Here is a 23,094-nt window from a genome sequence, read left to right as displayed (position 1 = left end):
ATTAGGGGTATCTTATACGTATGATGTGTACAAAGAAAATAGAATCGTTTTTTTTATAGTTTAGAAGAATGATCTTCAGCCCCTTCGTTAAGGGATTTGCATAAAAGGTTGACGTTTTCTTTGAATACAAATAAAATGCATATTAAGAAGTATTTCCCTCATTGTAACTACAGAAAAAGAAGAATTAAGGGGGCTCAATATGTTGACTGACTTAGTCGTAAGTCAAAAAGTAGTCAAGGTAAATGAATTTACTGTTGTAGGAGTGCCTATTCGAACAGATGAACCTGTGGAAGAAACGGGCACAGGTCTTATTCCTGAGCACTGGCAGACTTTTTATAAACAACAGTTAGCTAATAAAATCGCCAATAAAGTAAATGGTAATACATTTGCTCTTTATACAGAATTTGAATGTAATCAAAAAATGGATTTTACATTTGCTCTAGGATATGAAGTTTTACCTGGCGGCGAACTCAAAGATGATATGAGAGAGTTCATCATCCCAGAAGGTGAATATATGGTGTTTACAACAGCTGTTGGGCCAGCTAGACAGGTAGTAGTAGAGGCTTGGGCTTATATTCGCGAGTGGGCTAAAAAAAATCATCGTGCCTATAAAATAGACTTTGAATTATATGATGAACGCTGTATTGATCCTGAGTGCAGTCAAGTTGATATTTATGTTTCGATTTAATAGCTAGTTTTGCTAAGTAGTTAAGATGCAGATAAGCGTTTTTTGCTGCGTTCTTACTTTTGACGATAGGAATACAAAAGGGGTTTAGTGAGAGTGATCAGCAACGATTTATTACAAGCTTTAAAAGACGGATATAAACAGAGAATTAAATGGGTACTTATAAGTCAAATGGCACTGTTCATCACCGTAGCAGTCATACTTGTATCAAATTTTGTCACTAAATTTTCGTTTAACCAATTAAGCTTTATTTTTGTTTTGGTTAGTATAAGTTCGCTGTTATCAGGGGTAGAGCACGTATTGTTAAAACGTGAGAAGTGGCAATGGATTTTTGATTTTATTTTAGCTGCTTTTTTTATTGGTTTATCTATTTTTTTACACCGTTAAAGCGCCTGGTTCAGCGCTTTTTTATTTTGAACAGCTCAGCACACAAATTTCGGACCTTTCTAGTATAAACAAAACAAAAATAGGTATTTATGACGAAAATAGTCAGAAAATTTAGTAAAAAAGTCTTGTATCTTGTCTTTATTTCGATTATGATAAGTTTACACCCTTCGTATTCACTTCTTTGGATGTCAGTACCTCTATTTTTACACTACAGAAAAGAGGTGAAGCCATTTCTTCAGTTTTCCTGCTAGCCTGCATATTAACCCTTTTAGCTATTTTATTTAGTAGCAACTACCCTCAAAATTAAAGGAGAGATCCGCGCTTATGTCAAAAGCTCCTGTAAAAAACGATATTGAACTTCAACTATCTGAAACGCACTTTTTTCAACTGCTTGATTTAATTTATTTAGGTAACTGGATGGTCACAGCATGTTCTGGAGTGGAAGATGAGCATGCACAGGAATATACGGATGTAGAAAAACAAATGTTTTCACACGCAGAGCCTTTCCTTGAAAAAGGACCTTTTCACACGCTAAACAGTGAGGTTATGTTTACAGAAGAACATGAAGATTCTCTTCAAGATATTATTGGAGAATACGATAACGAAGTGTTTTGGGAAGCGCTAGCCTATCGCATGGCTAAACGAGATGTGATAGAGCAAATAGGACCCACTAAAGAAATAAAAAATGAAGTTTTTATGCAAATTTTTCATCGAGAAATGGATTATATACGAGAGTTTGAGACAAATGGAATTAAACGAATAACTATACCGCCTTTGCAGTAAAGGAGACAAATCGGCTTTCAACCTTGAAGGCCGATTTGCTGTTAAGCTGAAGCTTTTCTATTCCGCCTGAGAGGCGGGAGAGATCGGTATGTAAAGCTCCGCCATAACCATTCACACGGACCGTAATAGAAATAATAAAGCCACCACTTATTAAGAAAAAGCTGGAGTGTATAGATGATGAGACAAATAACCGTGCTTTCCATTAAGGTAAGAGTTCCGTATAAACCAAAGACTCGAACCATCCACAGGCAAATTAAAGTTTGGCTAAGGTAAGTTGTTAATGCCATTGTTCCACTATACTTAAAAAGACCCAGCATTGAAGCGTAAGGAGAAAATTGCAGGAATAACAGTAAGGTGGTAAGATAAAAAAAACATAGAAAAATGCCGCTCAAGCTTGTAAAAAGGTGAATGGCCGCCTGCTGATAGAGTTCGTATCTTAAAATCTCTGTTTTTAGCATGGCCAGAATAATAGTTAAAGTGAAACCTGCTGCGCCTGTTATTGACTGAATTTTCTTGAAAAAAGAACGATTTTGTTCGATATTATGTACCAATCCTTTTTTAGCAGTATATAAGCCAAATAACAACATAGAAAATACGGGAAAGATAGAAAACGGTAGATTTAATAGCATAGGCACCACTTCAACATTCAAACGATAAAACAGCCAAGATAAATAGTCTGCTTGCCTGTAGGTGGATAAATATTGGGTTAAGACATGTTCATGTAAAGCTTTATACTCCCACTGAGCCTCCTGCAAGACGTGTGCTGGAATAAAAAACTGCATACAAGCCAAAAGATAAAAAAAGCATAGCAAGCCTATTGCCCACAGCAAAATCGTCTTAGCTTTTCGATTGTAAAAAAAGAATAATAAAAGACCGCCAATAGCATACACATGCAAAATGTCTCCATACCAGAAAAAGACAAGATGAAAAAGCCCGATTAATAGCAAAGCAGCCATTCTTCTTGACCATAAAGCAGCGGCAAAGTACTGCTTTTCTTCAGCTCTATGCAAAAAAATTCCGCATCCAAGTCCAAACAAAAAAGAAAAGATGGTAAAAAACTTCCCTTGGACAAACAGCTGCAAGAATAAATCAATATAAGCATCTATTCCTTCATACTTATAAGAAACATTGTACAGCTGAAAAATAAATATCGGAGAAGTAAAAGCCGGTATATTCACTAAAAAAATGCCCAGCAAAGCAATGCCCCGAATAATATCAAGAATAACAAGACGTTCATTAAGGGGAAGTGGAGAAGGATTCATCGCTGTCGCTCCTTTTGGTTAGATATGTACATCTTAACACGGCAGTGGCGAAAAAATAGGTGGAAGTACAAAAAAATAAGCGGAAAGATTCATAGCTTTATGGATGAAAAAGTTGGATAATAATGGTATGGTCACCCATATCAAATATGAAAGGTGGAGAAAAAGATGAAAACAGCACTTGTGTTAGGTGGAACGCGTTTTTTCGGAAAAAATTTAGTTCAGACATTGCTTTCTAAAGGAGTACAGGTTACGTTAGCAACGCGAGGTAAAACACCGGATGATTTCGGCGACCGAGTTGAGCGAATTTTTCTTGATCGTGTAGAAAAAGATTCTGTAATCGAAATGACAAGAGGAAGAAAATGGGATGTTATCTTCGATCAAATATGCTATTCTTCACACGGCGCAGCTGTTGCTGTTGAAGCTTTTCGTCATAGTACGAGTCACTATGTACTTACCTCGACTCTTTCAGTATATGGTTCTTTAGAAAAAACGTGTTATGAAGAAGATTTTGATCCATACAAGTATCCTATTTCATATACACGCCGTGAAAATATTTCCTATCAAGAAGGAAAACGCCAAGCCGAGGCAGTATTCTTTCAAAAAGCACCGTTTTCGGTAACAGCTGTCCGTTTTCCAATTGTTATGGGAAAAGATGATTATACGGACCGCTTGCGTTTTCACATAGAAAAAATTATGCATGGAGAAGAAATTGGTGTACCGGCTATTGAAGCAGAAATGAACTTCATTTCACAGGAAGAAGCAGGTGAATTTTTAGTTTGGTGTGCAGAACAGAAGCTAAAAGGGCCGATTAACGCTTGTTCAAATGGTACCATTTCACTCAAAAATTTATTTTCATATATTGAACAAGCAGCGGATAAAACAGCAAGAACAACCTCTCGTTTAACGGATGAAAATAGTTCTCCGTACGGAGTAGATCATTCTTGGACGATGAGCAATGAAAAAGCTAGCTTTTGGGGATATTCATTTACGAACCTGCAGGACTGGCTGCCTTCATTAGTCAAAACTGTCGTTGAAAGCGAAAAGAAAGTACCTTTAAGTTAGAGAACAACAAAGACTGCACGTTTAGCAGTCTTTTTGCTGTTACAAGCAGAACATTTTTATTTTATGAGCAAAAAAGGTACGCTAAGTATACATCATTATATAGAAGAAAGAAGGATACACTATGGCAAAACATCACTTTCATTTGCAAGCAAATTGGCCAGGAGGCCGAAATGAAGTGGGAACAATTGAAGCAGGGCAATTAAAAACAAACATTTCTATTCCACCAGAAATGGACGGGCCAGGAGCCGGGACAAATCCAGATGAAATGCTGCTAGGAGCAGCAGCCACCTGCTACATTATCACGCTTGCAGCGATGCTAGAAAGAAGTGGAATCCATCAGGAGGCTTTAACGATGGAATCAGAAGCTATCGTGGACGTAACGAATGGTGTGTTTACGTACGAAAAAATCATTCATAAACCTCACGTGATCGTCACACCTGAATTTGCGGCCCAAGAAGAGAAAATCAATCGACTTATAAAAAAAGCAGAAACGTCCTGTATGATTTCAAGAGCCATTCAAGGAAATGTAGAGATCGAATTAGAACCTCAGTTCACAGTAAAAGCGTAATGAATCCATTACGCTTTTGTTATGTTTATTTCTAAAAAATAGCACATTTAAGATTGTAAAATACTCAAATTTGAATATAATAATTTAAGTAGCTATCATTTCTGTTCATCAAAAAGATGACGCGAAAGGAGGAACTGAAATGGTTTCATCAGAAAAACATATTCGTTTTATCGTAGCAGGATTGCTGCTCGGTATTTTTATGTCAGCCATGGATAATACCATCGTAGCGACGGCTATGGGGAAAATCATTTCTGATCTAGGCGGATTAGATAAGTTTGTTTGGGTTACGTCCGCTTATATGGTTGCCGTGATGGCAGGTATGCCGATATTTGGTAAACTATCTGATATGTACGGCCGTAAACGGTTTTTTATTTTTGGGTTAACCGTATTCTTACTTGGATCCGCATTGTGTGGTTTAGCACAAAGCATTGTGCAGCTAAGTATTTACCGAGCGATTCAAGGAATTGGAGGAGGAGCGCTTCTTCCGATTGCTTTTACCATCGTATTTGATATTTTCCCTCCTGAAAAACGCGGGAAAATGACGGGATTATTAGGTGCCGTTTTTGGCTCAGCAAGCGTATTTGGTCCACTTCTCGGTGCTTACATTACGGAATACATCAGCTGGCACTGGGTGTTTTACGTGAACGTGCCAATTGGACTTTTATCGTTATTTTTTATTATGCGCTTTTATAAAGAGTCAAAAAGTCATAAAAAGCAAAAAATTGACTGGGCTGGTGCAGCCACTCTTGTCATTTCAGTAGTAAGTTTAATGTTTGCTCTTGAACTTGGAGGAAAAGAGTATGAGTGGTCTTCTCCGCAAATTTTATCTCTTTTTGCTATCTTTGCTGTGGCGCTGTCACTCTTCTTTTTTGTGGAAAAGCGCGCGCAAGAGCCGATTATTTCATTTTGGATGTTCAAGCGCCGTTTATTTGCAACATCACAAATTCTCGCTTTCTTATACGGAGCAACGTTTATTATTTTAACGGTATTTATTCCTATTTTCGTTCAAGCTGTCTACGGAGGTTCTGCTACAAATGCAGGTTTAATTTTAACTCCGATGATGTTAGGCTCAGTAGCAGGAAGTGCGATCGGCGGGATTTTTCTCACAAAAACAAGCTTCCGAAACTTGATGATTATGTCCGTTTTTTCATTTGCAGTAGGAATGTTCTTGTTAGGAACAATGGAACCTGATACACCTCGTTGGATGCTCACGGTATTTATGATTTTGACTGGATTTGGCGTAGGGTTTAGCTTTTCTCTTTTACCAACGTCGTCAACTCATAAGCTAGATCCACAGTTTAGAGGTTCTGCCAACTCAACAAACTCATTTGCTCGTTCTTTAGGAATGACGCTGGGAGTTACGATTTTTGGAACGATTCAAAGCAATACATTTACAAATGAGCTGCAGCGCAATTTTCAAGGTATGGGAAATGGATCACAAGGAGCATTTTCTCAAATAGGAGATCCGAGTGCAGTTTTTCAATCAAGTGCCCGAAACAGCATTCCGCCTCAAATATTAGATAAGATTGTTGATGCTATGTCTACATCGATCACGTATGCATTTATGCTTGCTCTTATTCCAATTGCAGTAGCTATTATTACTGTCTTTTTAATGGGAAATGAACGAGTGGAAGTTCCCCCTAAAAAGCGGGTAGAAGCTAAGGAACCGGCAGCTCAAAAATAGAAAAGGCACGAATTTATTCGTGCTTTTTTTACTAAATAAGATGCATATCAAGAGGTGAAAGGTGTTATGAGTGTTAAATTAGTCATACTGGGCTTATTAATGGAAGGAAATAAGCACCCTTATGAAATTCAGCAAACCATTAATGAAAGACAAATGAAGCACTATATTAAACTTGCAAGCGGTTCTTTATATTACGCTTTTGATACGCTCGAAAAAGATCAGTTGGTGAAAGTAGTCGATGTGATTCGAGAGACGAACAGACCTGAAAAGACCGTTTATTCTATCACAGATGCAGGAAGAGAAGAATTTGAACGCCTTTATTTTGAACAGCTGTTAAAAAAAGAGCATATGCATAGACCTGTTTATGCTGCTCTTTCATTTACTTCTTACGTGGATCAAAAAAAAGTGGCTTCTGCTTTAGAAAAAAAGATTGAGGAAACGGCAGCTTATTTAGAAAAAATGCAAAATTTGTACCAAGTTAAAAAGGTGGATCATTCCATTGCAAATCTGTCGATCATTATGCGCACGATTATGCATTTGAAAGTAGAACTAACTTGGTTCACTCATTTACTCGAAGCGGCGAAAAGCAGCAAGCTTACAGAAGTAGATGATGGTTATTTTAAAGACGTTGAAAAAATCGTAGATGAGTTTTAAAAAAAGAAGCAAAACACTGCTTCTTTTTTTAAATAGTCATAAAATATATTTCAAGCAATTTAATTTTGCCAAAAGCTAGGTCAATAACAATTAATTAACACCTGATTCGACCTTTAATCAGCTTTACTTATAAAACGCTTTCAAAAAGTAGTAAGACTATTAAAAAAGTAAAAAAAATTAAAGAAATATAGCGATTTCATTTTGATTGACGAGTAAAAGAGTGGTAAAATATAAGCAGATATCAGATACACACGCAGTGAGATTTATCACTCGTTGTAAAGATGTCAGACGATAAGGTAATCGACATTCAAAATGGAAAGATTGTTGAGTACGACAATTATTATAACTCGTTGGGGGTTTTATCATGGGTAACGAAACGTCGAATAGAGGGGAGCCTTGGCAAGGATTTTTGGGTCCGAACTATGGCTATGTATTAGAACAGTATGAGTTATATGAAGAGCAGTCAGATCTAGTAGATCCAGACTTAAAAGAATTATTTGATTATTGGGGTGCTCCTCCATTAAACGAAAGTGAGCAGGTTCAGCAAGCTGAATACGCACAGGCTGCACCTTCAGCTAACACATCTAAAATTGCATCGGCTATTAAGCTAGCGGAAAACATCCGTGCTTATGGTCATCTATACGCGTCAATTAAGCCTCTTGAAAGCGAGAAGAAAGATCCTGTCTTGCTTCACTTGGAAGATTACAATTTAACGCAAGAAGATTTAAAATCAATTCCGGTTGATATTTTATGTACGAATGCGCCATCACACGTCAAAAATGGTTTAGACGCAATTAACTATTTAACAGATGTCTACACAAAAACCATTGCGTTTGAATTCCATCACGTACATAACATGGAAGAGAATAAGTGGCTGACTGATATGGTCGAGTCAGGTGCTATTTTCCAACCTCTTTCAAATGAGAAAAGAACTTCTGTATTAAAGCGTTTAACAGAAGTAGAAGGCTTTGAACAATTTTTACACCGTACATTTGTCGGACAAAAACGCTTTTCTATTGAAGGCGTAGATATGTTAATTCCACTTGTAGATGAACTGATTGCACGCTCAGTGGAAACAAGCCCAAAAACGGTTAATATCGGTATGGCTCACCGTGGACGTTTAAATGTATTAGCACACGTATTAGGCAAGCCGTATGAAATGATTTTTGCGGAATTCCAGCATGCGCCTAACAAGGAATTAGTTCCTTCAGAAGGTTCAATCGGTATTAACTACGGCTGGACGGGAGACGTAAAATATCACCTGGGTGCCGACAAACAAATTAAAGCAGAGAACACAGTTCGAGCTCGTTTGACATTGGCTAGTAACCCTAGTCACTTGGAGTTTGTTAATCCGGTTGTGGAAGGGTTTACAAGAGCGGCTCAAGATGAGCGTGATGTGAATGGATACCCGAAACAAGATGTAAAAAAATCGTTCGCGATTTTAATTCACGGAGATGCTGCGTTCCCTGGTGAAGGTATTGTACAAGAAACGCTGAACTTAAATCAATTGACTGGTTATCAAACAGGTGGAACAATCCACATTATTGCTAACAACATGATTGGATTTACAACAGAAAGCGTCGATTCTCGTTCAACAAAATATGCAAGTGACTTAGCAAAAGGGTTTGAAATTCCAATCGTTCACGTAAACGCGGATGATCCGGAAGCCTGTTTAGCGGCTGCTTATTTTGCTTATGAGTATCGCAGACGTTTTAACAAAGATTTCTTGATTGATTTAATTGGATACCGTCGATTTGGCCACAATGAAATGGATGAACCGTCTGTAACGCAGCCGAAGATGTATGAAATTGTGACAAAACGTCCAACCGTTCGTGCTATGTATGCAAAGCAGCTCGAAGAACAAAACGTTATTCAAAGCGGTCAAGCAGATCAAATTAATGAAGAGTTACAAGCGAAGTTAAAAGCAGCTTATGAGAAAGTACCGCCAAAAGCTGAAAAACAACATAGAATTATGGAAATGCCACAAGCAGTCTTCAAAGGAATTTCAGATATTGATACATCTGTTACAAAAGAAGAGCTGTTTGAAGTGAATCAAGAGCTAGTGAAATACCCTGAAGGATTTAACGTATTTCCAAAACTTGATCGCATCTTATCTAAACGTGCCAAAGCGTTTGAAGAAAATGAAAGCGTGGATTGGTCATTGGGTGAGGCATTTGCATTTGCTACGATTTTAAGAGACGGCACGCCAATTCGTATTACAGGCCAAGATTCTGAACGTGGTACGTTTGCACATAGACATCTTGTTCTTCATGATCATAAGACAGGGGATGTTTACTCACCACTACACGCAATGAAGAACGTAAGCGCTTCCTTTGATATTCGTAACAGTCCATTATCTGAAGGTTCAGTGCTTGGATTTGAATACGGCTATAATGTATTTGCTCCTGAAACGCTTGTTCTTTGGGAAGCACAATTCGGTGATTTTGCCAATGCAGGTCAAGTTATTATTGACCAGTTTATTGCAGCAGGTCGTGCTAAGTGGGGACAAAAATCTGGAATGGTCTTATTGCTACCACATGGCCATGAAGGTCAAGGGCCAGAACACTCAAGCGCTCGTCTAGAACGTTATTTACAGCTAGCTGGAGAAAACAACTGGACAATCGCAAACGTAACAAGCGCTGCGCAATATTTCCACTTACTTCGACGACAAGCTGCCATTTTACAGCGCGAAGAAGTAAGACCGCTAGTAGTTATGACACCAAAAAGTTTGCTTCGTAATGCTTTTAGTGTGTCAAACCTTGAAGAGTTTACAAAAGGCTCTTTCCGCTTAGTAGTAGAACAGCCTGGATTAGGCAAAAAAGAAGATGCAGTTGAACGAATCGTTCTGTGCAGCGGAAAAATCAGCAGTGAGTTAACGGAACGCTTAAACAAAGCAGAAGATGATAAAGATTGGCTACACGTTCTTCGTCTAGAACAAATTTATCCGTTCCCAAGACGCGTAATTGCTGAAATCTTTGCTCGCTATAAAAATTTAAAAGAGATTGTCTGGTTACAAGAAGAGCCTGAAAACATGGGCGCATGGAACTATGTAGAAGATCGACTGCGTGAAGTAGCACCAGAAGGAGCTACTGTTGACTACATCGGCCGCACAAGACGCTCAAGTCCAGCTGAAGGAGATCCAACAGTTCACAGACAAGAACAAGAACGTATTTTACAAGATGCATTAACTAAAAATGAAATTGCTAACGACGTTGTTACACGATAAGGAAGGGGAATGAACCATGGGAGAGATTAAAGTACCGGAATTAGCAGAATCAATTTCTGAAGGAACAGTTGCACAGTGGCTAAAACAAGTAGGAGATTTCGTTGAAAAAGGCGATTATATCGTTGAACTTGAAACAGATAAAGTTAACGTTGAAATTACAGCTGAAGACTCTGGTGTGCTAACAGAACTTCTTGCTGGCGAAGGCGACACAGTGCAAGTTGGTGAAACAATTGCACGTCTTGAAGCGAAAGAAGGAGCTTCAGCACCAGCAGCACCAAAAGCTGAAGAAAAACCAGCAGAGGAAGCACCAAAACAAGAAGCTGCTCCAGCTCAGCAAAAAACAGTTGAAGAAGTAGCGCCAGCAGCTGAAGCGCCTCAACAAGGAAATCAAAAACAATGGCTGATTGCTTCTCCTGCAGCTCGCAAAGCAGCAAGAGAACGCGGAATCAAGCTAGATCAAGTACCAACTACTGATCCTCTTGGCCGTGTGCGTAAACATGATATTGATTCATATGCAGATCAAAAATCAAATGAGCAAAAACAGCAGGCACAAGCAAGTAAGCCAGCTAACCCGGTATCTCCGTCTCCAGCGGCAAGTGAAAATAGCGACAAACCTGTTGAACGCGAACGTATGTCACGTCGTCGTCAAACAATTGCCAAACGTCTCGTTGAAGTTCAGCAAACAGCGGCTATGTTGACAACGTTTAACGAAGTAGACATGACGGCTGTTATGGCTCTTCGCAAACGACGCAAAGACAAATTCTTTGAACAGCACGACGTAAGACTTGGCTTTATGTCATTCTTCACAAAAGCAGTAGTAGCAGCACTTAAAAAATACCCATTATTAAATGCTGAAATTCAAGGCAACGAGTTATTAATTAAAAAATTCTACGATATTGGTATTGCTGTGTCAGCTCCAGACGGTCTTGTTGTTCCAGTTGTACGTGATGCTGACCGTAAAACATTCGCTGGTATCGAAGGATCTATCGTTGATTTAGCGAAAAAAGCGCGCGACAACAAATTAGCATTAAAAGATTTACAAGGTGGAACGTTCACAATTACAAACGGCGGTGTATTCGGTTCATTAATGTCTACACCAATTTTGAACGGGCCTCAAGTTGGTATTTTAGGAATGCACAAAGTTCAGCTTCGTCCGGTAGCAATTGATGAAGAGCGTATCGAAAATCGTCCGATGATGTACATTGCACTTTCTTACGATCACCGTATCGTTGACGGCAAAGAAGCTGTAAGCTTCCTAGCTACTGTTAAAGAACTATTAGAAGATCCAGAATCTTTATTACTAGAAGGTTAATAAAAAGAACCTGCTATTCTCCGAGAGAATAGCAGGTTCTTTTATGTTCGCTTAATGCCTGCAACATAAGCAGGACCCAAAAAAGTCATGCTAGCGAGTGTCAGAGCCATTTCTCTAGGTGACTGCTTCATATCTTGTTCTAGCCAGTGCTGAATGACGCCAAGATGCGCTGACGTTACATAAGACATTAAATGTTCAAGTGGAACAAGCGGAGGCGTTTTATTATCCATGAGCTCTAATTTTTCCAGTATATTGGTTTTCATAACTTCTTTAAATTTAAGATGAAAGCCAGGGTTGCCTTTTGGACCAAGCATAACCTGCATAAAACGCGCATTCTCTTGAATATATTCAAAAAGCGCAATAATAAACGGCAAAGGCTGTTCTTTCAAATTAGCAGATACAATCTCATTTGGATTTGCTTTTTTGATAAATTCTTTTATCTCTTGAATGACTTCATTTTCACTTTTTTCAAGCAAATCGTATTTGTCTTGGTAGTGTAAATAAAAAGTTCCTCGATTAATATCGGCTTTTTTCGTCAGATCTCTGACCGTTACGCCTTCAAATCCTTTCTCTTCCATTAATTCTGTTAAAGCATCTCGGATAAATTTCTTCGTTCGAATAATTCTACGATCTGTTTTTGAATTCCCCACAGTTTTTAAACACCTACTTTTTTCTTTAATAATGAACAGTTATGTGTTTTGTGTTAAGTAAGCGACATTCCCATGATTATTGCATATTGAGAATGCAGGTAAATTTATTATAATTTACATAGTGATCACTAATCAACAGCATGTACATTATCTTTCCGTCAACGTGTATATGCTTAAAGAAGGGGATATCTATATGAAATTAAGTAATCAAAAGCTTATATATCTTTCACCAATTATAGTGGTAGCAGTTATTTTCATTTTTACCCTAACATTAATTCCTTCAGTAAGCCAAGCACCTAAGAATTTGCCAATTGCATTTGTAAATGCCGACGAAGGAATGACAGTTCCAGCAAAGGGTAAGGTAAATATAGGAGATCATATAAAACAAAATATGAAGAGTTCAAGCGCTGAACAGTCTTCGGTTAAATGGATTTTTGTATCAACTACTAAAGAAGTTGAAAAAGGGTTAAATAATCAAAAATACTACGGAGCGCTTATCATTCCAAAAGATTTCACCAAAAAGCAGGTGACTCTTCAGACGGCTCAGCCTGAGGCACCTGCTATTAGGTTGTTAGTGAATCAAGGAATGAATACAGCTGCTTCAACACTAGCCAGTCAGGTGCTAAACGGAGCAGTTGATCAGATGAATGAAAATATGCGCTTGCAGCTAGTGAAAAGATTTGAACAAAGCGGAACGCAACTAAGTGCAAACCAAGCATTAGCACTCGCTGCACCGATTCAAAAGACAGTGATAAACGTCAATAAAACAGGGACTCATAGTGTTAACGGAAATGCCCCCGTTTCATTATTTCAGCCGCTGTGGATGGCAAGCATAGCAGGGGCAGCAGTTGTCTTCCTCAGCATCCACAAAATCACGTTTTCTTCTCGCAAAGAGAAAATTGTTAACCAAGTAGGGTTCGTAATCATTGGTGCTACACTTGCTTTAGCTGCAGGTTTCGGACTAGCGTGGCTAGCTGAAGTAGTTGGAATAAGCGTTCCTTCATTTTTGGATACAGCACTATTCTTAGCTATTGCTTACTTCAGTTTTTTCACCTTGATATCAGCCGCACTTTCATGGTTAGGACTAAAGGGACTTCCGATTTTCGTTATTATTCTATTTTTTGGCGCACCGCTGCTTCCAATGGCCCCAGAAATTATGCCTGATTTTTATCGAGAGTGGATTTATCCATGGCTGCCAATGAGGTTTATGGTAGATGGCGTAAGAGAACTATTTTTCTTTGGAGAACATCTGACATGGAATCATTCTGTATCCGCTCTAGCTCTTATCTCTTTAATAAGTTTGTGTGCTCTGTTTGCTTCTGCTTTACCTGCATCTTCTGTAAAAAAAGAGACGTCTCGCTCAATATAAAAGATACTGCAACTGAATGAGAAGGAGAGATAATGATGAAGCCACAAATCCTAATCGTTGGTGCCGGACCTACTGGCCTTGTGATGGCCTATAATTTAGCAAGACATAACATTTCTTTTCGAATTATTGATAGAAACGAAGGGCCTGGGCAAGCCTCCCGGGCAATGGCTATTTTACCGCGAACCCTTGAATTTTATCAGCAGTTCGGTTTTGCAGATGAAGTCATAGACCGCGGGATTAAGATGGAAGATGTATACGTCCGAGTAAAGAATAAAATAAAAGCAAAAGTTCATCTAGGATCTTTAGGAGAAGGATTAAGTCCTTTTCCTTTTGTTCTTACATTTCCACAGGACGACCACGAGCGGTTTCTGCTTGAAAAATTAAAAAATCTTGGGATTGAAGTAGAATGGAAGACGGAGTTACTATCTCTAGCTGAACACGGAGAAGGGATAAAAACTTTATTAAAAGCCCAGCAAGAGGAAACCGCTTATTTTAAGTATATTTGTGGGTGTGACGGAGCGCACAGTACCGTTCGTAAACAAATGAATATAGAGTTTCAAGGAGAAAAATATAAACAGCATTTTTATGTGATGGATGTTCACGGCTCTGGTGAAGTGATGAAGAATCAAAAAATCAGTATTTCATTTAGCAATGAAGAATTTTTGATTTGTATGCCTGTTAGAAGTAAAGGAACGTATCGAATGATCGGCATTATTCCTTCAGCTCTTTTGGATCAAAACGATATAAAAGCTGAAAATATTCAAACTTTTCTTCAACAAACATTTGGTGCTGAGATTGAAAATATAAATTGGTTCTCAACATACAATATCCATCACAGAGTAGCAAGTCGTTTCCGACAAGGGCGTATTTTTCTAAGTGGAGATGCAGCCCATATTCATAGTCCTGCAGGCGGCCAAGGAATGAACACAGGAATTGGAGATGCAATCAACCTTTCATGGAAATTAGCAGCTGTCCTTCAACACAAAGCGGCACTTTCCATATTAGATACATACGAAGAAGAAAGGTTACCTTTTGCAGAGCTGCTTGTAAATACAACTGATCGCGCTTTCAAGCGAATGGTGGCAAGAGATAAAACGAGTCAATTTTTTAGAAAGCATATCTTTCCGCCTGTACTATCCTTTTTATTTCGCTTTCCTTATCCCCGTCACAAAGCATTTACAATTTTATCTCAAATCCGCATTAAATATCGAAATAGTAACCTAAGCAGCGGACAAGGGACAAATGTGCAAAGTGGTGATCGGTTACCTTATGTGGAAGGGAATTTTGAATCTTTACGGTCCTTAAACTGGCAAATACACGTCTATGGAACAGCAGCACAGAAGCTAAAAAAGAGCATGAGAGAAAAAGGCTTCTCTTTGCATGAGTTTTCTTGGAACCCCTATATGAAGAAAGCAGGGCTTCAAAAAGATGCACTGTATGTTATTAGACCGGACGGGTATATCGGTTTTATTAGCAGCGAACAGCGTATAGAGCTTCTTTATCAATATTTGAATACTCATAAAATCCTTCCTTTTACAAATGAATAATAACTAACGCTAATAAAAAGCTAAGACAACATGATTTTAGCTGAAAGAAAATTGGATCGATGAATCGAGACTCTTCAAGGAAAATCAACTTTATTCGGATTTTTTTATGGTCATGTAAACGTAGATTTCATCTGTTTAGTTTACTCAAGCGGTTGATTGGAGGGCAAGGCGCAGACTCCTGCAGGAAAAGCAGAACAGGTGAGACCCCGCAGGAGCGCAAGCGACGAGGAGGCTCAGCGGCCGCCCGCGGAAAGCGAAGCCTTGCACGGAAATCAACCGCGGTGTCAAAAGCGCTCCATACTAAGCCTCCTTTATCTCATTTGTGCGTCTTTAGATTGAATTGATTTTGTTATGTCTCAATCTCTTTATTTTTGTTTACAATTTCGAAACAACTTGGAGATGTTTTTGCTAAAGCTGTTTGATAAGATAGACGAAGAGAAATATCAAATGAAAGTACGTGATACATTGAATAAAAGGATTTTAGTAGTAGATGATGAAAAAAGTATTGCCACAGCGGTATCTTACGCTTTCAAGCGCGAAGGATATATTGTAGACACAGCATCTGACGGTGAAGAAGCACTTGAAAAAGTAAAAAGCTTTCGACCTGACGTGATGATATTAGATGTGATGATGCCAAAACTAACCGGCTATGAAGTATGCCGAAAACTTGAGAATCGAAGAGGAATGGGGATTATCTTGTTAACGGTTAAAAATGATATCGTCGATAAAGTTCTAGGTTTAGAGTTAGGCGCTGATGATTACATGACCAAGCCATTTGATGTAAGAGAACTTGTAGCTAGAGCTAAAGCACTTGTTCGGCGAATAGAAAAAAATGAAGCTCCTGAAGCTGTGGGAGAAATCACGGTGGGAAAAGTGAAAGTGAACTTAATTCAGCGCACGTTACATGTTGCCAATGAGTTAGTTAAGCTTACACCAAAGGAGTTTGATCTTATTGCTTTATTGCTTGCCAATTTAGAGAGAGTGTACACACGAGAAGATTTACTAGATCTTGTCTGGGGAATGGATTATGCAGGCGGTACACGTACGGTAGATATTCACATGCAGCGCCTTCGAAAAAAAGTAGGAGAAGCAGAGCCTTATTTGCTTCAAACGGTATACGGGGTTGGATATAAAGCGACTGCAGGGATCAATGAATGAAAATCAGCCTAAAAGCTAAGATGGGACTCGTTCTTGCTTTTTTAATTATTTTAACAGTAACCGTACTGAGCGTACTCGTATTAAAAGGAATTGAGACCAATCAGCGTGATCAGCTAGAAAGTGAACTTATTCAAAAAAGCAAAGCAGCGGAGCAAACGATTCATCAAAGTTATGTAACAGGTGACCCGTCTCTGAATACAGATTCCTTTCTTCAGCAAAAAGGACAGCGCCTTGCATCTTCAATTGCATCACAAAGCGGAATGCAAACAGTCCTATATAATCAAAAAGGACAGGAAGCAGGAAGCTCTATTCCCATCGGCCAAAAAGATGTGGATGTTTCTGATACCCTTAGCTATGCTTTGAAAGGAAAAATAGCCTATCAAATCTCGGGTTCTTCCCTTATTTACTTTGCACCTGTGTCAATCGAGAATCAATTTATTGGAGTCCTTCGTTTTGACCATTCCCTAAAAAATAATCAGCAGTTTATAGCTGACATTAGGCACTTATTTCGTATGGGGGGAACGATTGCAGCGGCAGCAGCTTTTTTAATTGGCTATGCTTATTTTTATCGCATTGCTTCTCTCATCGCTACGCTTCAAAAAACTTCACAGCAGATTCGAAAAGGCCATTATTTAACTGATGTGCCCTTCAAACGGCGCGATGAACTCGGAGAGCTCAGTCAAGGCTTGTTTTTTATGAGTACGTCGATTGAAAAAAACATCGATCAAATGAATAAAGAAAAAAGAAAGCTTGAGTTCGCCATTTCGAAACTGCAGTCTCTCGAACAGCAGCAAAAGCAGTTTATCGGTAACATCAGCCACGAATTTAAGACGCCTTTAACATCGATCAAAGCTTATGTTGACTTACTTGATATGTATCGAGATGATCCTCAGCTTATGGAAGACGGTGTGCAAAACATTCGTAAAGAAACGAATCGCCTCCATGAAATGGTGGATAAAATCTTAAAGCTTTCAGCACTTGAGAAATATGATTTCGAGCAGCGACCAGAGCAAGTTGAATTGAAACGGCTTCTAGAAGACATATGCGATCGTATGAAAGGAAAAGCTGCTAAATTTGATTTGACTCTTCATACAAATATAAAAGAAGCGGTTGTTTGGGCTGATCGCGAAAGCTTAATACACATTTTTATTAATTTAATTGACAATGCTATTAAATATAATGAACCCGGAGGAAAAGTGGAAGTAGCATCTTATACTTTAGAGAATTCTATCATTGTAGATGTAGCCAACACCGGAATAGGAATTCCACCCGAAGCAGAAGAGAAATTATTCCAACCATTTTTCACCGTAAATAAAGATCGGTCGCGTTTATCCGGAGGAACAGGTCTTGGCTTAGCATTAGCCAAAGATTTAACTGAAAAACAAAACGGTGTTATCAAGCTGCATCATTCTGACTCTACATGGACAACTTTTAAAGTGTCGTTTCCTTTAAAAAACGAGAACTGAGTTAGCTAAAAGGAGTGAACCGTTATTGAAACGGTATAGATTAATGATATATATCGCAAGCACTTTTCTTATTTTAGCATCATGCGGCCAAGGAGAAGGTCATAGAGAAACGGTTGAAAAACCAGACAAGAAAATTACTGTATTGGACCACGTAGATCAAGATGGAAAAATAGAAGTGAAAGACGTTCAAGATATTAACGGAGTAAGAGCGTTTCAATTTTTGAATGAAAACACAGTGATTGTTAGTCAAGAAAATAAACAATTTCGGTCGCACGATTTCGGTCCCAAAGAGGTATATGCGCAGAATTTAGCTACTTATAATCTAAAAAACAAGTCTACTTTTGTGTTGCATCCAAGCAATGAAATTCAACATGCGGCGAAGCTTTCTCCAAATGGCAAATATCTTTTTTATAAAGTGGCAAAAGGCGAAGATACATTTGGTTATATAATGAACGTTCAAACAAAAAAAACAGTTGAAATCAAGAATGTTCTTCTCTACCCATCAAGCGGAGAGTGGCTTAATAATTCAGAAGTAATGTTTATTACAATGGAAGGAAAGCTTTCTAAAGCAAATGTAAAAGGAAAAGCAGAACCTCTATTGCACAGAGACGATCGAATCTTAGATGCAGTTAAAGGGATAGGTGGCATTTATTATATTGGTGTAAACAACCAGCTTTTTTTTCTTCATAACGAACAGACGGACCCTGAAAAAATCCGAGATAATGTGGTTTCTATTATCCCGTCTCCAAATGGAAAGCAATTAGCGCTCGTTCAGCAAAAAGATGCTCAAACGAGAACGCTGTCTATCACAGATTTAAAAGGATCAGAGGCCTTTCAGCTTGCTCTGTCCACTCAAATTTTTGGTGTCAGCTGGTCTCCCGACGGTTCGAAATTAGCTTATAATTTTATTTCTGAAAAAGAGGGAGATAAAGGGATATTCATAGCAGATGGATTAACAGGAGATGTTACACACTTAAACGTAAATTTAGACTATGCCGCTGATCAGCTTGCCTGGAGTCAATCAGGAAATAAACTAGTTGCATCGAGCTTTACGCAAAATCAAGTTCATACGTATATTATCTTTTTGAAATAGACTGCTTAGGCAGTCTTTTTTTTACGCATACTAAACTTCTTTAAGAGTGTTTACAAGTTTGAAACAACTGAATAAAAGACAGAAACATTTATGTTTTATTCTTTCTTTACAGGCTTTTATAGCGTATCAAAAGCCATGTGAAAGGAGTAAGACATCATGAAATACTTTTTATTTATTTGTTCTTTAGCTTTTGCGCTGATGATAGCAGGGTGCGGCACAAGCAATTCTTCATCAAAGCCTGCCGGAGAATTCACAAAAAATGGACAGGCTCAAAAACTAGAAAGCTCATCAGCTTCTTCATCTTTAATGAAATCTAATGTAGACGAAACAGTGGTAATAGCCAATCCAGAATCGGTTACGGCTTTAGTTAATAAAAAGCATCAGCTTCCTGAATCTTACCAGCCTTCCGATTTAGTCTATGCCGACGTTCCGTTTATCTTTAACGAAAAAATAGAAAAACGAATGCTTAGAAAGCCTGCGGCACAAGCGCTTGAAGAACTTTTTCGAGACGCGGAAAAAGAGGGGATCAGCTTACTTGGCGTATCTGGTTATCGATCTCACGAGCGGCAAAAAGAGCTTTTTGCATTTTACGCAAAACGAGACGGTGAAGAACAAGCACGCACCTATAGCGCCTACCCAGGAACGAGTGAACACGAAACGGGACTAGCAATCGATGTCACAGGAGGAAAGGGAATATGTGCTGCGGCAGACTGCTTTGCTGATACACTAGAAGCTCATTGGCTTTCAAAACATGCGTATCAATACGGATTCGTTATTCGATATCCTCAAGGTGAAGAAGAAGTTACCGGTTATAAATACGAACCATGGCACCTTAGATATGTAGGAAAAAAAGCAGCCGCATCCATTTTTAATCAATATATAACGTTAGAAACCTATGCAAGTAAGACAAAAGCTTAATCAAAAGTTCTATAGTTGGAAAACGAAGGAAAGAAAAATGAAAAGTCAGGTTTATCACTCTCACATATGATACAAACTGATACTATAACATGCTTGCTATAGAGGAAGGGTATCGATGTATAAAGATATTGCGATTGAACTGATATGTGGATTTTTAGCGCTATTTATTATGCTGAAGCTTTTAGGTAAGACACAGTTTGCTCAAATTACTCCGTTTGACTTTATTACAACGCTTGTCCTGGGAAATATTGTGGGGGATGCAGCTCTTGAAAAAGGAGTAGAATTAACTGAAATTCTTTATAGTGTTTTGATTTGGGGGGTTCTGATTTACGCAGTGACAAAGCTATCTCAAACCTTTACAGGATTTAGGGGAGTTCTTGAAGGCAAGCCTTCAATGATTATTTATAAAGGGAAAATTCATTATAAAGAGCTTAAGAAAAACAACTTGGATTTGAATCAGCTTCAGCATCTAATGAGACAGCAAGGGTATTTTTCACTGTATGAAGCAGAATATGTCATTTTAGAAACGAATGGAGAGGTGAGCGTCGCTCCTAAACATGAATTCGGCCCTCCGACGAAAAATGATTTAAACATCCCTTATTCTCAAACTAATTTACCTATTGCTTTAATCATGGATGGAAAAGTAGTGCCTGGCAATTTGAAAGAAGCAAACGTAGATGAAAAGTGGTTAAAAAAACAGCTGGCAATCAAGAAAATAAAGGAATACAGCGAAGTTTTTTATGCTGAATGGCAGCAAGAGCGAGGACTAGAAATAACAAAATTCTAAAAACCCTTTCCTTTTAAGGAAAGGGTTTTTAGCTTTCTTTTAATAGCTTAGCAAAATCTTCAATCGCTGTAGAATACGTGACGTACAGACGGGGAATAAGATAGTTTTCATTTTTTTGTCCACTTTCAGTAAAAAATTTTGGAATCGTTGAAAGACCAAATGTATAATTCTTTTTTGTTTCTTCGACTACGCGGCTATTGACCTTTCCGTAAGGGTAAGCAAGAGCAATAACGGGCTGGCTCGTGATGGCTTCAATTTTCAGCTTTGATTCAGCTAGCTCATAGGATAAATTTTTCGTCTTAGTTAAATCCGGATGAGTAGCGGTATGAGACTGAATAGAAAAAAATCCTGAATCAACAAATTTTTTTAGATCCGCTGGAGACAAACGGTTGGGACGGCCAATAAAATCTGAAATCACAAAAATTGTAGCCGCTGGATGAAACTGAGGGCTGGCTGCTCTTTGAAAAATAGGCAAGATAGTAAGATTATTTTTATATCCATCGTCAAATGTGATAAATATAGGCTTTTTTACACGCTTCAGCTCCTGCCATTTTTCAAATGTTAGCGGCGTATATCCTTGCTTTTTAAGATAAAGAAGCTGTTTCTCAAAATTTTCAGGTGTCACATACAGTTCTTTTTCCCCGTGGCCTGTGTAGGAATCAATAGAGTGGTAAATCAGTATAGGTACTTTCACTTGGCTAAAAGCGGGGGAAGGGAAAATAACAGTTAGCAATAAGATAACAAAAACCGAAATTTTTCTCATAACAATCCTTTCTAACGCGCAGTGATGACGAGACTATCTTAGTATGTCAAAAGAAAAGGAATGTATAAGCCAAGCTTTCTTTTTTACAAATATAAGCCTTCTTTTTTAAATATTTTATGCAGAACCAAGTGCTCAGCAGAGTTCACAATGGCAAACTGTTTTTTAGAAAGAGAATGAGGAGAAAAACGCATTAACTTAGTAAAGTCTGATGGCAGCGTAGTAGATGAAACATCAGTAGAGAGTATAGGGGCAGACAAAGATGTTTTCGAGCCGATGTGAAAACCCCAATCTCCAAAAGAGGGAATAATGGTGTGGTAGCTCAACGTATAAAACTGAGAAGCTTTCATCGTCTTATTAATGCTCCAAAAAACGATAGGTGTGTCTCTAGGAGAATTTGACTGACACACGACCAAGCCGCTGCGCGATAGTGAACGTTGGAGAAGTTCGTAAAATTCTTTTGTATAAAGAGCACTTATTTTTTTGTTAGTAGGATCTGGAAAGTCGACAATGATAATATCATAAAACGCTGAATTCAAAGAGAGGTAGTCAACAGCATCTTGAATATGAACGGTGACACGAGAATCTTCAAATGAGCGTTGATTTAACTTCTTTAATTCTTTTATATTCATCGCAGCATTTACAACGTCAGCATCTATTTCCACAAGGTCTATTTCTTTAACTTTCTTATATTTAAGGACTTCTCGTAAAGCTAAACCATCTCCACCGCCCAGAATAAGAATGCGACGAGGACTTAAGGAAGCTGCAAAGATAGGGTGTACAAGAGCTTCATGGTACGCATGTTCATCCAATGAACTAAATTGCAGCTGTTCATCCAAATACATTCGAATATCAGATGCTTTAATCAGCTGAATATCTTGAATACTGTTTTTCTGATGAAACAAAATGTCATGCTGGCCTGATAAGATCTGCTGTAGACTAGCGTGATCTGAGTCATCTCCACGATCGAGAAGACGAGTGCTTTCAGCATGCTGACGATTTTTTGTTAGAGTTTCGGCGTGTTGAATTCCGCGAGAAATTGAATATACAACAGCTTTTTTTGAAGCTAATTGCTTCAGCAACGCATAACCAATTTCAATTATTTCTTTGTCTCCGCACGTATAAAAATCTAATGAAGCGTAGTTTTCCTCCGGCCAAGTATGAATAGACAAGTGAGAGGTAGCTAATACGAGAATGCCTGTAATGCCGTGGGGCGTAAACTGGTGAAAATAACAGTGCAAAACTTCCATCTCTGCATCTAGTGCAGCTTCAATAAGAATTTGCCTTAAAAGTGAGGGATCATTTAATATCACTTCATCGCATTCGAACGCATCCATTAGCAAGTGTTCGCCTTTAATATCCACTACTTCAGCCTCCTTTCTGAGCATTATTTTCACTATCTTATGAAATTTTTTAGAAAAAGGAAACGCAAGCACGTTAGTTTATAAATATTTTTGGGAAATAACTAGTTATCATCGCATAGAAAGGCGGTTGAGGCAAACATATTTTCGTTGAAGGAAGAGCCGAACAATGAATCCATACTCTTAGTAGAAATCGAAACCTTTCGAATTTTTTCATTGATAGGATGAACGTAGGCTTCATGTAGGCAGGATTTCTAGCGGTTGATTGGAGAGCAAGGCGAAGACTCCTGCAGGAAAAGCGGAACAGGGGAGACCCCACAGGAGCGTAAGCGACGAGGAGACTCATCGGCCGCCCGCGGAAA

At 38.4% G+C, this 23,094-nt stretch carries 21 protein-coding genes; 17 read left to right on the top strand and 4 right to left on the bottom strand.

Annotated features, from left to right (window positions below):
• The first annotated feature begins 199 nt into the window (after positions 1–199).
• The 3 genes from AC1VNJ_RS05730 to AC1VNJ_RS05720 all read left to right on the top strand — a co-directional run bounded on the left by AC1VNJ_RS05730 (position 200) and on the right by AC1VNJ_RS05720 (position 1,855).
• Complete coding sequence (locus tag AC1VNJ_RS05730) at positions 200–688, top strand: GyrI-like domain-containing protein (protein ID WP_482640446.1); 489 nt, start codon at positions 200–202, stop codon at positions 686–688.
• A gap of 93 nt (positions 689–781) precedes the next feature.
• Positions 782–1,072, top strand: coding sequence for a hypothetical protein (locus AC1VNJ_RS05725; protein WP_013057601.1), 291 nt, complete (start codon positions 782–784; stop codon positions 1,070–1,072).
• A 324-nt stretch (positions 1,073–1,396) separates the two neighbouring features.
• A complete protein-coding gene (locus tag AC1VNJ_RS05720; RefSeq protein ID WP_033579407.1) occupies positions 1,397–1,855 on the top strand; it encodes a hypothetical protein in 459 nt (152 codons plus the stop codon).
• Between the two features lie 41 nt (positions 1,856–1,896).
• On the opposite strand, the gene AC1VNJ_RS05715 is transcribed toward AC1VNJ_RS05720, so the two are convergent.
• Positions 1,897–3,117 carry a DUF418 domain-containing protein gene (locus tag AC1VNJ_RS05715; RefSeq protein ID WP_033579406.1) on the bottom strand — a complete coding sequence of 407 codons (1,221 nt, stop codon included), beginning with the start codon at positions 3,115–3,117 and terminating at the stop codon, positions 1,897–1,899.
• A gap of 165 nt (positions 3,118–3,282) precedes the next feature.
• On the opposite strand from AC1VNJ_RS05715, the gene AC1VNJ_RS05710 reads away from it, so the two are divergent.
• From AC1VNJ_RS05710 to odhB, 6 genes are all read left to right on the top strand, one after another.
• Positions 3,283–4,179: an NAD-dependent epimerase/dehydratase family protein gene (locus AC1VNJ_RS05710; RefSeq protein ID WP_154992094.1), complete on the top strand. Its 897-nt coding sequence runs from the start codon at positions 3,283–3,285 to the stop codon at positions 4,177–4,179.
• A 121-nt stretch (positions 4,180–4,300) separates the two neighbouring features.
• Entirely contained in the window at positions 4,301–4,747 is a 447-nt protein-coding gene (locus tag AC1VNJ_RS05705; RefSeq protein WP_033579404.1) for an OsmC family protein, read from the top strand.
• A 139-nt stretch (positions 4,748–4,886) separates the two neighbouring features.
• The gene (locus tag AC1VNJ_RS05700) at positions 4,887–6,431 is read left to right on the top strand and encodes an MDR family MFS transporter (RefSeq protein ID WP_028412865.1); all 1,545 of its coding nucleotides are present in this window, start codon (positions 4,887–4,889) and stop codon (positions 6,429–6,431) included.
• A 66-nt stretch (positions 6,432–6,497) separates the two neighbouring features.
• Positions 6,498–7,085: a PadR family transcriptional regulator gene (locus AC1VNJ_RS05695; RefSeq protein WP_028412866.1), complete on the top strand. Its 588-nt coding sequence runs from the start codon at positions 6,498–6,500 to the stop codon at positions 7,083–7,085.
• Positions 7,086–7,449: 364 nt separating this feature from the next.
• On the top strand, positions 7,450–10,311 hold the full coding sequence (gene sucA / locus AC1VNJ_RS05690; RefSeq protein ID WP_033579402.1) for a 2-oxoglutarate dehydrogenase E1 component: 2,862 nt from the start codon (positions 7,450–7,452) through the stop codon (positions 10,309–10,311).
• A 16-nt stretch (positions 10,312–10,327) separates the two neighbouring features.
• Positions 10,328–11,623 (top strand): 2-oxoglutarate dehydrogenase complex dihydrolipoyllysine-residue succinyltransferase, encoded by a 1,296-nt coding sequence (gene odhB / locus AC1VNJ_RS05685; RefSeq protein WP_014459542.1) that lies wholly within the window; start codon positions 10,328–10,330, stop codon positions 11,621–11,623.
• 41 nt (positions 11,624–11,664) lie between these two features.
• Here the strand turns inward: odhB and AC1VNJ_RS05680 are convergent, their stop codons facing one another.
• Positions 11,665–12,273 carry a TetR/AcrR family transcriptional regulator gene (locus AC1VNJ_RS05680; protein ID WP_482640445.1) on the bottom strand — a complete coding sequence of 203 codons (609 nt, stop codon included), beginning with the start codon at positions 12,271–12,273 and terminating at the stop codon, positions 11,665–11,667.
• Positions 12,274–12,466: 193 nt separating this feature from the next.
• Here AC1VNJ_RS05680 and AC1VNJ_RS05675 point away from each other — a divergent pair, with 193 nt between their 5' ends.
• The 8 genes from AC1VNJ_RS05675 (at position 12,467) to AC1VNJ_RS05640 (ending at position 20,611) form a co-directional block, all read left to right on the top strand.
• Complete coding sequence (locus tag AC1VNJ_RS05675) at positions 12,467–13,642, top strand: YhgE/Pip domain-containing protein (protein WP_482640444.1); 1,176 nt, start codon at positions 12,467–12,469, stop codon at positions 13,640–13,642.
• Positions 13,643–13,677: 35 nt separating this feature from the next.
• Positions 13,678–15,189: an FAD-dependent monooxygenase gene (locus AC1VNJ_RS05670; RefSeq protein WP_482640443.1), complete on the top strand. Its 1,512-nt coding sequence runs from the start codon at positions 13,678–13,680 to the stop codon at positions 15,187–15,189.
• A gap of 152 nt (positions 15,190–15,341) precedes the next feature.
• The gene (locus tag AC1VNJ_RS05665; protein ID WP_165573212.1) at positions 15,342–15,533 is read left to right on the top strand and encodes a hypothetical protein; all 192 of its coding nucleotides are present in this window, start codon (positions 15,342–15,344) and stop codon (positions 15,531–15,533) included.
• A 121-nt stretch (positions 15,534–15,654) separates the two neighbouring features.
• Positions 15,655–16,347: a response regulator transcription factor gene (locus tag AC1VNJ_RS05660; RefSeq protein WP_028412871.1), complete on the top strand. Its 693-nt coding sequence runs from the start codon at positions 15,655–15,657 to the stop codon at positions 16,345–16,347.
• A complete protein-coding gene (locus tag AC1VNJ_RS05655) occupies positions 16,344–17,813 on the top strand; it encodes a sensor histidine kinase (RefSeq protein WP_028412872.1) in 1,470 nt (489 codons plus the stop codon). Before AC1VNJ_RS05660 ends, AC1VNJ_RS05655 begins: the two co-directional genes overlap by 4 nt.
• A 25-nt stretch (positions 17,814–17,838) precedes the next feature.
• Complete coding sequence (locus AC1VNJ_RS05650) at positions 17,839–18,906, top strand: TolB family protein (RefSeq protein ID WP_028412873.1); 1,068 nt, start codon at positions 17,839–17,841, stop codon at positions 18,904–18,906.
• 156 nt (positions 18,907–19,062) lie between these two features.
• Entirely contained in the window at positions 19,063–19,824 is a 762-nt protein-coding gene (locus AC1VNJ_RS05645; RefSeq protein WP_155017362.1) for a M15 family metallopeptidase, read from the top strand.
• A 115-nt stretch (positions 19,825–19,939) separates the two neighbouring features.
• Positions 19,940–20,611: a DUF421 domain-containing protein gene (locus AC1VNJ_RS05640; protein ID WP_482640442.1), complete on the top strand. Its 672-nt coding sequence runs from the start codon at positions 19,940–19,942 to the stop codon at positions 20,609–20,611.
• Positions 20,612–20,639: 28 nt separating this feature from the next.
• On the opposite strand, the gene AC1VNJ_RS05635 is transcribed toward AC1VNJ_RS05640, so the two are convergent.
• Both AC1VNJ_RS05635 and AC1VNJ_RS05630 read right to left on the bottom strand, forming a co-directional pair.
• Positions 20,640–21,374 (bottom strand): polysaccharide deacetylase family protein, encoded by a 735-nt coding sequence (locus tag AC1VNJ_RS05635; RefSeq protein WP_482640441.1) that lies wholly within the window; start codon positions 21,372–21,374, stop codon positions 20,640–20,642.
• An 83-nt stretch (positions 21,375–21,457) separates the two neighbouring features.
• A complete protein-coding gene (locus AC1VNJ_RS05630; RefSeq protein ID WP_482640440.1) occupies positions 21,458–22,735 on the bottom strand; it encodes a polyamine aminopropyltransferase in 1,278 nt (425 codons plus the stop codon).
• Between the last annotated feature and the right edge of the window lie 359 nt (positions 22,736–23,094).

The organism is Priestia sp. 3CA3 (assembly GCF_056836725.1).
The sequence above is the reverse complement of the archived record's forward strand: the minus strand, read 5'-3'. Positions and strand labels throughout refer to the sequence as shown.

Coding starts and splice junctions, on each gene's coding strand:
- AC1VNJ_RS05730 (WP_482640446.1), top strand. CDS start 200: ATGTTGACTGACTTAGTCGTAAGTCAAAAAGTAGTCAAGGTAAATGAA.
- AC1VNJ_RS05720 (WP_033579407.1), top strand. CDS start 1,397: ATGTCAAAAGCTCCTGTAAAAAACGATATTGAACTTCAACTATCTGAA.
- AC1VNJ_RS05715 (WP_033579406.1), bottom strand. CDS start 3,117: ATGAATCCTTCTCCACTTCCCCTTAATGAACGTCTTGTTATTCTTGAT.
- AC1VNJ_RS05710 (WP_154992094.1), top strand. CDS start 3,283: ATGAAAACAGCACTTGTGTTAGGTGGAACGCGTTTTTTCGGAAAAAAT.
- AC1VNJ_RS05705 (WP_033579404.1), top strand. CDS start 4,301: ATGGCAAAACATCACTTTCATTTGCAAGCAAATTGGCCAGGAGGCCGA.
- AC1VNJ_RS05700 (WP_028412865.1), top strand. CDS start 4,887: ATGGTTTCATCAGAAAAACATATTCGTTTTATCGTAGCAGGATTGCTG.
- AC1VNJ_RS05695 (WP_028412866.1), top strand. CDS start 6,498: ATGAGTGTTAAATTAGTCATACTGGGCTTATTAATGGAAGGAAATAAG.
- sucA (WP_033579402.1), top strand. CDS start 7,450: ATGGGTAACGAAACGTCGAATAGAGGGGAGCCTTGGCAAGGATTTTTG.
- odhB (WP_014459542.1), top strand. CDS start 10,328: ATGGGAGAGATTAAAGTACCGGAATTAGCAGAATCAATTTCTGAAGGA.
- AC1VNJ_RS05675 (WP_482640444.1), top strand. CDS start 12,467: ATGAAATTAAGTAATCAAAAGCTTATATATCTTTCACCAATTATAGTG.
- AC1VNJ_RS05670 (WP_482640443.1), top strand. CDS start 13,678: ATGAAGCCACAAATCCTAATCGTTGGTGCCGGACCTACTGGCCTTGTG.
- AC1VNJ_RS05655 (WP_028412872.1), top strand. CDS start 16,344: ATGAAAATCAGCCTAAAAGCTAAGATGGGACTCGTTCTTGCTTTTTTA.
- AC1VNJ_RS05645 (WP_155017362.1), top strand. CDS start 19,063: ATGAAATACTTTTTATTTATTTGTTCTTTAGCTTTTGCGCTGATGATA.
- AC1VNJ_RS05640 (WP_482640442.1), top strand. CDS start 19,940: ATGTATAAAGATATTGCGATTGAACTGATATGTGGATTTTTAGCGCTA.
- AC1VNJ_RS05635 (WP_482640441.1), bottom strand. CDS start 21,374: ATGAGAAAAATTTCGGTTTTTGTTATCTTATTGCTAACTGTTATTTTC.